At 49.2% G+C, this 10,207-nt stretch carries 5 protein-coding genes and 2 pseudogenes; 4 read left to right on the top strand and 3 right to left on the bottom strand.

Annotated features, from left to right (window positions below; all coding sequences use genetic code 11):
• The first annotated feature begins 498 nt into the window (after nucleotides 1-498).
• A complete protein-coding gene (locus PPL9_RS00030; RefSeq protein ID WP_057460725.1) occupies nucleotides 499-4,026 on the top strand; it encodes a histidine kinase in 3,528 nt (1,175 codons plus the stop codon).
• Nucleotides 4,027-4,385: 359 nt separating this feature from the next.
• Here PPL9_RS00030 and PPL9_RS00025 read toward each other — a convergent pair.
• Nucleotides 4,386-5,471 (bottom strand): annotated as a pseudogene (locus PPL9_RS00025) (IS3 family transposase); the annotation flags it as partial.
• Between the two features lie 62 nt (nucleotides 5,472-5,533).
• Between PPL9_RS00025 and brxL the strand changes: the two are divergent.
• Nucleotides 5,534-7,168 carry a protease Lon-related BREX system protein BrxL gene (gene brxL, locus PPL9_RS00020; protein ID WP_082596400.1) on the top strand — a complete coding sequence of 545 codons (1,635 nt, stop codon included), beginning with the start codon at nucleotides 5,534-5,536 and terminating at the stop codon, nucleotides 7,166-7,168.
• Between the two features lie 200 nt (nucleotides 7,169-7,368).
• On the opposite strand, the pseudogene PPL9_RS34005 reads toward brxL, so the two are convergent.
• Nucleotides 7,369-7,526 (bottom strand): annotated as a pseudogene (locus tag PPL9_RS34005) (IS6 family transposase); the annotation flags it as partial.
• Nucleotides 7,527-8,028: 502 nt separating this feature from the next.
• Here PPL9_RS34005 and PPL9_RS00010 point away from each other — a divergent pair.
• The gene (locus tag PPL9_RS00010) at nucleotides 8,029-8,925 is read left to right on the top strand and encodes an alpha/beta hydrolase-fold protein (protein ID WP_161831155.1); all 897 of its coding nucleotides are present in this window, start codon (nucleotides 8,029-8,031) and stop codon (nucleotides 8,923-8,925) included.
• A 431-nt stretch (nucleotides 8,926-9,356) separates the two neighbouring features.
• Here PPL9_RS00010 and PPL9_RS00005 read toward each other — a convergent pair whose 3' ends face one another.
• Nucleotides 9,357-9,746: a hypothetical protein gene (locus PPL9_RS00005; protein ID WP_152986543.1), complete on the bottom strand. Its 390-nt coding sequence runs from the start codon at nucleotides 9,744-9,746 to the stop codon at nucleotides 9,357-9,359.
• Between the two features lie 249 nt (nucleotides 9,747-9,995).
• Between PPL9_RS00005 and PPL9_RS32885 the strand changes: the two genes are divergently transcribed.
• On the top strand, nucleotides 9,996-10,207 hold a 212-nt coding region (locus tag PPL9_RS32885; protein ID WP_208989072.1), incomplete at its 3' end, for a hypothetical protein.

The raw sequence follows: 10,207 nt of genomic DNA, 5'->3' as shown, positions 1-10,207 counted from the left end.
AATGCTGCATACAGAGGCCGGACACACGTAGGAACTCGACCGCATTCACTCAATCTGACGAAAAACCGCTTGCATTTCCAGGGGCGTCCACACATGCATGTGTGGGCGCCCAGGAGATGTCAGCAGTTCATCGTCAGATTGAGTGAAAGAAGTCCAATTCCTACTGCGCATCCTGCAAACAATGGCGCAGACCTAAAGCCAGATGAGCGTTGCGACTGAAAGCAAATGCGTTTCGGCCAACATGTAACTCTATTTTATGGCAGATATCTCATATCAGCTGGGTTGCACTGCTAGAGGTGCTTGTCAGTATGAAAGCTCGTTACTCTCCCACAACTGATCTATCTACGAAATCTGGCTTAGCAGTCACCATAACTAGCAACTTCGTTTATCCCCTTTGTCGAACTTGTTCGGCCTTGATGTACGACAAATGACTTGCCGCTCCCCCCTTAAAGTTACTAACGTATAGGAAGCTTTGATTGCATCCATTGAAGGTGGGAAATGTCTGTACCTGTAACTCAAACTGCAAATCAAAAACTGCGAGATCTTATTGATGCCGGTGTTCTGGAACCTGATCGCTTAATGGCAGAAATGGCATTGGCTGATCGACAAGATCCGCTGCAATGGCGCGGATCCTTCCAACATCGCGTTATAAATCCTATTGCCAGGCTCTTGGGGCGCAACGTGGGCAGCATCGAGGGCGCTAAAGATCGGGAACGCTGGCGGAAGGTTAAAAACTTCGTCCATGACAACCCCGGAACGACCAACTGGCCAGGATTTGATAAGTTCCAGCATTTCATTGTCGGAGCAGAAATCACGGCATTAACCCAGGGCTTGTTTGGCCGGCAGGCTGGATTGGCAGCTGGAGTTGCAGGAGAGGCTTATGACCAGGTCAAGCGGTACTCCAATATATTTCTTGACAGTATAAGCGCTGGTGGACACCTCAAGCCGCATCAGGTCGGTTTTGACCCCGTCGATGCGGAGTTCACGATGCAAGGTGCTGCCTTCGCCCAGATCTCATCTAAAATGCCGGAAAAGGGAATGGGCTCATTCACCGGGGCACTCGACCGGTTCGGAGTTTCAACATTCTTCGAACAGCAAACAAGCCAACAAAACCCAACTCTTGCCCAGAATGTGTTTGATAGCATAGCCGACTGGTTCGACTATACTGAACGATATGCCAGCATGGAGCTTCCCACTGAACTGCTTGATCAGTGGGAGCAGAACGCTGCCGAAATGAAACGCCGCCATGGTCAAGCCACCTTAGGGATCAACATTTCCGGAGAGAGCGCGATCGATGCTAACAGCGTCACGTTCTCGAACGAGCAGGTCGAACACTGGTCCTTATTTGATGAGGGCACTCAGTTAGAGTTCGATCTGACCGACCTTGATTGGGGGCACGAAAGCGACCTGGCCAATGGCAAACTGGGCCAGACCTTGGGCGCTGAACTGTCAGCTAAGCTCTCCCGCGATGAAGTTTTCAAAATTCGAAACACCGCAATTCAAGAACAGCATTCCTTCTTCCGTGGGCTCAGCAATATCTTTGATGCTTTTGGCATGCAATCGGAAGCAACTGCCAAGATGTTTCAGGCCATTGAGTTGATTGGCATGATCCGCTCGACAACTATCGCCCTTCAATTCTCTCAAATCGGCGCGATGTCTGCGTTTGCTGCCTATACAAGCGTACTTTCGGCCGCGGCTTCACTTTTTTCTTCAAGCAAGCCTGACCCAGTTGCCAAGGCACTCGAACAAATCATGAAGTCTTTAAGCGAAGTCTATGGCGAAGTTCGAAAAATCCGCCGGGAAATGCATCAACGCTTCGACCGCCTGGACGATCATCTCACAGACATCTCCATCCAGCTTGGCCTACTTCAACGACAAACTGCCATTTCCGCCACACAGCAGCGCAGGATCCTGCGACGGGTCGAGGAAATTCTGAGACGAGATTTACGCAACATCCTCGAGGGCCAGCGGGCTATACGGCGCGATATTATCAATCTCGCCGAGGGCAGCGTTCTTGGTGAAGTTGATAAGTTGATCATCGAACGTCAAAGAGATGGCGCAGACGATTACGACGCCAATACATATCGCGAACGCGGACCACGAAACCTATTGCCTTGGATCAATAGAAATGGACGCATCGTTAGTCGTTTCTACCTTGAACAGGATCGCAGCACACCAACAAACGCGGTTTCGCTAGCAGCCAGCACAAACTATCGTGGACGTGATCATTGGCCGGACGGACGCCCGCTAAATCCTAGCTTTGTAAGTTTTTTTACATTGGATGCTACCGATACGGTAACACCAACAATCCTTGCGCCAGAAGTATTCCAGATGTGCGCTTTATCGTATCGCAACCTTGTCTTGCTTTTCCCTGAGTTTCACTATCCCCTGCCCGGTGCAGCCTCCAGCGCAGTGAATACCGAAGCCGACCTTATCGAATTGATCGGTAACGGAAGAGAGATCATTCGCTACCGAACAGCGATCTTTGATCTTCGCTACAACTTGGGACAAGCTGAAGTCGACGTAGATTACGCCATTGCTCTCTTTGATATTTTGCTGCGCATCTCGAACGAAATCCGGTCAGAAATCACACGGCTGCATATGCATATCGTCACTGAACGAAGTGGGGAAATGAATGGATTTGATCCCTTCCTTCTTGGTCCAGTTAGCGAGATAGCCTTGCCGGGCAAACCGGCTGACAATAGTTCTCGCGATGCAACGTTAGCGCTATATGGTGCAACCGCACCTTTGGAACCGTTGCGCGACGCCATCAGGGGTGTTGCTGGGTCTGGAAAAACGGAATACAAGCAAGCGTTCTCATCGGTCCAACATCACTTTGAGGCTCCAGATCGCCAGACGAAAGTTGACACAGTGCGCAACGCCGCACAGCTCCCTGTCCTTCAACTCCAGCGCTTACATCAAAGGTTGAGCGAGTTCCAAGCAATGCCAACCGGCTACGATGGCCCGCGTCCGCAATATATCCAGATCCCCATCGCATGGTTTGAACGTCTTCCAACAACTTACGTACTGATGCTACTCTCAGGTCAACTGACCTTGCAGGCCGAATACGATCCTTCGCAGTTGAAAGAGCATTGGTATGAGCCTGACTTTCCAGTTCAATGGGGCAATGTAAAGTACCACGCACGGATAGAAAGGAATAGCTGGACTCCTCCCAATGGCCCAGTAAGCAGAGCATGGAATGGCGAGTACATGCGTAATGGTAGATCAATAAACAGCCGTTGGGCCAAACAAGAATTAAGCGGAACCATAGCCATCAAACTTGTCCTTACCAACCTTGAGGGGGCAACGGTTCTATCATCCGCACTTTCTTTCGCCCTAGCTAGGCAAGAGTTCAAGATTGAGGCCGACTACCTTAGCGGAACAATCAACCATCACTATGATCGTGATGTGCCGCGACTTGCGGGTTTATTTGCGGAAAAAGTCACTAAGCATCTGGAAAACACATCGATAGAAGACTTCCGACAAATGATTGAAGCAACGCCTGACAGCATCAATCATGACTCTGCCTATCAATCCAAACGAAACGCTCTGATCAGTGACTTAGCCGAGGAAATCATCAACAGCCCTGAAATCGAAGATCTTCTGGATGAAGCCGATAGCATCTTTCACATGATAGATGATGGCCTTCTGCCGTTCATCGATCCTATGGATCCTGATGGTGCGTCTCTCATTCAAACCTATCTTGAGGCGCGCGGGCGGTTTACCAAGAAAGGCCTTAGGAATACGCTCTTGTCATTGAACGCTAGCATCAAAAATGGCGAGGGTCCGGTAGATGACATGTACAAGGACGTATTCCAATATGGCCTTGGTGGTGGTGCAATGGATGAAGTCGGTGCAGCTGCCTGGCAAGCGATAGCCGCACCTTTAGCAGCTCTTTCGTCAGTGCGTGGCGAAGGAACATCTGTAGAAGTGTACAACGATGAAACTTTCGAAACCATCCAGATGCTTGAGGAACTCCGTCAATTGAACAAGGCGATGATCGCACGGGCTAACATCCAAAGCTGACGTCGCTTTGCTCCTTGTAGGAGAGGAAAAAAGTCTCAGGAATCCTGAGACTTTTCGAGCCTCTTAACGGACGTTAGCCGGAGCGCAATCGTTCGCAGATGCTGTAAAACTGCTGGCTAATCTTTGTTGCCATTCGGCTTATTATGGATCAGCTTCAGCCTGAGCGAGACATTAACATAGGACTGATCTGATCAGCTTGACACTGATGGCCACTTCTTTCTCATTCTTTGCTGTGTGGCTCAATTATTTCAAGCTGCCGAATTAACTGTCGATTTAGCTCTTCACTGTCCGTCGTCAAAGATAGTTGGACAAAATTGGCTTTCGATTAGTGGAGTGTCTGGCCCAATTGCGTGTTGATGTTAAGCGGCTTGTGCGTGGTAGCGCAAGCGTCGGTTTTGAATAGTTCTGCGTTTAATCATTTGCCTGTGTTGCTGGATCTTTTTATCCCTCCCGCAATAGGCGTCGGCTGGCGTCACATTGCCAATACTCTCGTGATAGCGGTGATTGTTGTAGTAATCGACAAAGTGGCCGATCTGTGCTTCCAAGTCCTCTGACATGTAATAGTTTTCGAGCAGAATGCGGTTCTTCATGGTCTGGTGCCAGCGCTCGATCTTACCTTGGGTTTGCGGATGATACGGCGCTCCGCGCACATGCTTCATGCCCTTTGTCTCCAGCCAATCGGCCAAATCCGACGACACGTAAGAGCTGCCATTGTCAGAAAGTAGGCGTGGACGATGCAGCACGGTGGGTTGTTCACAGCCCGAGGCATCGAGTGCCAGTTGAAGGGTGTCGGTGACATCCTTGGCTTTCATCGTGGTGCACAGCTTCCAGGCAATGATGTAGCGGGAATAGTCGTCGAGCACGGTTGAGAGATAAAACCAACCCCAGCCGATGATCTTGAAATAGGTAAAATCAGTTTGCCACTGCTGGTTCGGTGCTGTGGTCTTATCCTTGAACTCATCAGCAGCCTTGATGATCACATAGGCTGGAGATGTAATCAGGTCCTGCGCCTTCAGCAGCCTGTAAACAGAAGCCTCTGAAACAAAATAGCCTTTCGTGTCTATAAAGTGAACCGCGAGCTCTCGTGGTGATAGATCTGGTTCTTCTAGCGCCAGTTCAATAATCTGCTCTCTGATCTCATCGGGAATACGGTTCTCCAGATCTTGGCGGGACGTGAAACTCTGTCCTCCAACGCTTCAACACCGCCTTCCAGATAGCGATCATACCAAACATAGAACGTTGAGCGTGGAATACTCAGCAGCTCCAACGTGCGCTTGATTGGCTGATGTGATCCTTCAATCAGCCGGATAATCTCCAACTTCTCGTGAGCGGGGTACCTCATTCGTCGTCTCCCCCATCCTCGAGAACGCTTTTTTTAAGAAGCCGCAGTTCCAGAGCCTGCTCGGCGACAACTTCCTTAAGGTCTTGCGCCGGATATCTTTAACCGCCTTCTCAGCTGCAGCGCTGGCGGTCCGTGTGTTGTGCCCCATTGTTCACTCCTAATCTCATGATCATGAGCCAAAACACTCCCTTATTCAAATTAACCGATCTGTCCATAAGGCTTCGATGGGGAACAGTCTCTGATCTCAAACCAATTCAGATGCCGAATATGGATATGGAAGAGCTGTTTGAGGCCCGTAAAAGCTTTAGTGAAGAGCAACGGATCGATGTTCTGCTGCGCTCCACTGGGATGGAGCCATCCAATTTCGAAGAGCGAGCCAAATGGCACCTGCTTGCCCGTCTAATTCCGTTCGTTGAAAACAACTATAATGTTTGCGAACTCGGACCTCGTGGTACCGGCAAGAGCCACGTTTACAAGGAATGCAGTCCCAACAGTATTTTGATTTCGGGCGGTCAAACTACAGTTGCCAACCTGTTTTATAACCTTGGTAGTCGCACCGTTGGTCTGGTAGGCATGTGGGATATTGTTGCTTTTGACGAGGTTGCCGGCATTACCTTCAAAGACAAAGACGGCATCCAGATCATGAAGGATTTCATGGCTTCAGGCTCGTTTGCCCGCGGGCGTGATGCCATAACCGCCTCCGCTTCCATGGTGTTTGTTGGCAATATTAATCAGCCTGTCGATACCATGGTTAAAACGAGTCACCTGCTCGCTCCGTTTCCTGAAGTGATGATTGATTCAGCCTTTTTCGACCGCTTCCATGCATATATTCCCGGCTGGGAAGTGCCGAAAATGCGGCCGGAGTTCTTCACCAATCAATATGGCCTTATCACCGACTACCTAGCCGAATATATGCGCGAGATGCGCAAACAGAATTTCAGCGATGCCATTGACCGGTTCTTTAAGCTCGGCCGTGATTTGAACCAGCGTGATACTATTGCCGTAAAACGCACCACATCAGGTCTGTTGAAGCTGCTTCACCCCCACGGGGCCTATGACAAGGAAGCGGTGGCAAAATGTCTTGAATATGCTTTGGAAGCACGTCGACGCATCAAAGAACAGCTGAAAAAAATCGGTGGCATGGAATTCTATGACGTTCATTTTTCCTATATCGACCAGGAAAGCTTGGAAGAGAAGTTTATCGGCATTCCTGAACAAGGCGGCGATAAGCTGATTTCTGCTGAACAAATGAACCCTGGCGTACTTCATACCATCTCCAGAGGCAGCGGCGGTCATTTGGAACTGTTTCGTTTGGAAACCCAAACAACCGCCGGTAATGGCAAATTGACAACACCAGGTTTTGGTTCCAATTCTGCCGCCAAAGAATCTTTAAAGATCGCGTTTGATTATTTTAAAGCCAACGCTCATCGGGTTAGCGCCAATATCAGAGCGGGCGAAAGTGATTTCCATCTCCATAATGTGGAAATGCACAATACCGGCGCAAGCAAGGTTATGACCTTGGCCGGTTTTGTTGCGCTTTGTTCTGGCGTACTGCAAAAGCCCGTCCAGGCAAAAATGGTTGTCTTGGGTGATATGAGCCTTGGTGGTAGCATTGTGCCCGTTGAGAACCTATCAGAGTGTCTACAGGTAGCCTTTGACAGCGGTGCGAAACGCATATTGTTGCCTATGGCCTCGGTGGTAGATATTCCTTCAATCCCGGGTGAGCTCTTTGCCAAGTTCCAAACCAGCTTTTACGCCGATCCCACGGATGCGGTGTTTAAGGCGCTGGGTGTTGAGTAGCGTGGGCTTTTAAGCCCGGGTTTGAGAACCTATTAGGGTGCTTTCACATTAACCTGACGATGAACGCAAAAGCCTGCAGTAGACATATTTCAGGCCGGAGTTTGGGTTACGCGTTTCCATTGGACAAAAGCGTTGATGCGGTGAAGGTGGGTGTTGATCACGGAGCGTTGGTTGCGAGATGGAACGAAGAAATTCCGACAGCGGCGAATGGTTTTATACGAGACCATAATGCCGCGCTTCAGCAGCATTTCTTCCACCTCTCGCAGGCTGAGAGAGAAACGGTAATCCCCCAGTTAATTGATCGAGTTAAAATTAGAGATGTTGTTGCCTCATATTGAGGACTCACTATTGAAGAAATCTCGTTTCAGAGATTGCGCAACACTTTACCTAGGCTGTACTCAACCCTTGATGGAAACGTCCGAAGGCCCGCTCATGGCCCTCGACACTAGCAACGGCCTCTCACTTACCTGAGTTCTCGCACTTGCATCGAACTTCCGCTTTCCGCACTAAGCAACAAGCTGAAAGAGATTGACCTGTAGTTGAGAAGCAGCGCTGACTAGAAGCACCTAGATCTGGGTTGAATGGCCGGTATTGGTCAAACAAGTCTTGCTGAGCAGATGACGGAATTACATCTGGTAATTCCGTCATCTGCTCGAGCACTTCCAGTGGAGGTGTTACTCCCTGTCGTATCTGCATAACGGAGAATGCATTGTTTACGCGGTGCCGCTTTACTGAAGTTATTCAGGGTAAATGACGGTAACTCTTTGTACCCATTAATATATAGTGCGAAACATTTGCAAATCAAGAATGGTGGGCAGGGCAAAACCTTAGTATTGCTATCTCTAGCAAGGAGATACCATATGAGCAGCTGTACCAACGAGTTTACTGATCTTGGTCCGACACCAATTCTAGGGTCAAACCGTTTCAGAATTTGGTCTGAGAATGTTAGTGCATATTTCATTATTGACGTCGCGATGCCAAATCCGATGTTTTCTAAAAGTGGTCCTGTACCAGTAATGTTTGTGACCGATGGCAACATATGCTTTGGTGCTGCGTCGACCTTACTGAACTCGTTGGCGATGGAACCAGATGGGCCTCCACCACACTGCATTGTTGGCATCGGGTATGATGTTTCTGGGAGAGGTGAAAAAGCAGAACACCTAGCAATTCGCACACGTGATCTTTCCCCATGTGAGGACAAGCGATTTGAAGCCATGATGCGTCGCGCACCAGCACCGTTTACTTGGCAAGATGAAATTCTGGCAGGTGGCGCAACTTCTTTCTTAGCTTTTATTCTAGAAGAACTATCTCCATGGCTTGCTAGTCGTTTCGATTTAGATCTGACCCAAACCACGCTAACGGGTATTTCCATGGGAGGGCTATTCGTACTCAATACGGCCTTTACTCAGCCAGAAGCATTTCAACGATATGTGGCTATTAGCCCAGCCATCTGGTGGGCTGATAGCTTTCTCATTGCGCTAGAAGAGCAAACGAGTACGAAAAGGCAGAATGTCAAAATGGATATATTCATGGCTGTCGGTGAGTTTGAGGAAGCTGCTGACGCACATGCTAAAATGGTATCCAATCTCGTTAAACTGGCGAACCAGATGGATTCCCGCTCAATTTCTGGGCTAATATTGTACCACAAAATCTTAAAAGGAGAATCTCATATGAGTGTTTTCAGTCCTGCTTTTAGTCGGGCCTGTCGTGCTCTATTTGCAGGCCAAAACCGCAATGAGAGTTGGGCCAACCTTTGAAACTGGTATCAACGATCTAAATTTGCTCCTTCCCTTAGGGAAGTCATTCGGTTAATTGGGGTCGGCTAGCTAGAGAGGAAATTCAACGGAAAAATCTAACTTTCCTCTCTCTATAGTAAGTCAAACCAGAATAACCTAGAGTTGAAACATCGGGCTGCTTGGCTGTCTCCAACAGCAGGCTGAATGGCCGGTGTTGGTCAAAATTGCGGTTCGACTGTAGGCTCACACCAGCGCTGAACAAGAAAATCCTACGTTTTTCTTGTAGCCCAAGAGCAAGCCTGAACAGTGCGGGTTGAACATAAGAAAACCCGTTGCGAAAAGCATCGCAAGGTTGCTTCATGCCTCTGGTCTTTTCTTGCGGGCACTCGTCAGGATGCAGGCTCCTGATCAGAGACGCTAATATATGGCATTCTCAAGCAGCACGATTCCACTTAAAACCGCTCTTCATCCTTAGCAAACGTGACAACACGAGCTGAGATATTGCGAAGCTTCAACTCTTCGACAAAAGCCTTGCAACCCGCTTCATAGACACACCGCGATTTGTAAGGCAGTCCCAGCAACAGCGAGACTTTCCATTCTCCTGTGCTCATGGCCTCTCCTACTCCTTTGACTTTTAGAAGGCGCACGAACGGGGCATTGAGATCAGCAAACACAACATGAGCTCCACCTTCCTCAAAATAATCGCCGTTCTGTTCAACAAACTCCAGTGTGGCTTCCAATGAAGCATCCCAAGCTGCCTCCAGCACCTCAGAAAATGAGAGGACTTCAGCGCGGTTAATTGCTGTCTGCTTTGTTGGAAATGTGAGGATCTTGGCATTCATGTTGTGCTCCCTTGTGATCAAGAGACTTGAACGGCTTACAAAAACCATGATGTTCATTCCGTCTCGTTGAGGTCCGTTTCATTTCCCTTGCCAAACAAACGGGTGTGCGGGAGCTAGCGAGAAGAGAGGCTGTCCATAGTCTCCCGCAGCCCTAAGGGCGAGGAAGATTGTGGTCAGGCAAGCGACGATCTAGGTCACGTGAGGGCAAAGCCCTTAAAGCTGTCCCTCAGGTCAAAACGACAGAAAAGAATGATCAGAAGTGCTGCTTGCTGGAAGCTGGCATGTGCTGGGTGCGGCCATCGCTTGCCAGCTTCCAGCCCTTCAACAAACATGAGTGAGCTGGATTGTAAGTTCGAAGTGGGATCTGCTGGTCCCGTGAAGGGCTTGCAAGCCAGGGCACGCCGTTTTCATACTTTCCCAGATGAAGACTTTGGAGAGAGTGTGCGCCGTGGGATCGGCAG

Source organism: Pseudovibrio sp. POLY-S9, from assembly GCF_001431305.1.
GTDB lineage: Bacteria > Pseudomonadota > Alphaproteobacteria > Rhizobiales > Stappiaceae > Pseudovibrio.
The sequence above is the reverse complement of the archived record's forward strand: the minus strand, read 5'-3'. Positions and strand labels throughout refer to the sequence as shown.

Bases quoted from the DNA above. Each gene is read 5' to 3' on its own strand.
- PPL9_RS00005 (WP_152986543.1), bottom strand. From the start codon at position 9,746: ATGAATGCCAAGATCCTCACATTTCCAACAAAGCAGACAGCAATTAAC.
- PPL9_RS00010 (WP_161831155.1), top strand. From the start codon at position 8,029: ATGAGCAGCTGTACCAACGAGTTTACTGATCTTGGTCCGACACCAATT.
- brxL (WP_082596400.1), top strand. From the start codon at position 5,534: ATGATCATGAGCCAAAACACTCCCTTATTCAAATTAACCGATCTGTCC.
- PPL9_RS00030 (WP_057460725.1), top strand. From the start codon at position 499: ATGTCTGTACCTGTAACTCAAACTGCAAATCAAAAACTGCGAGATCTT.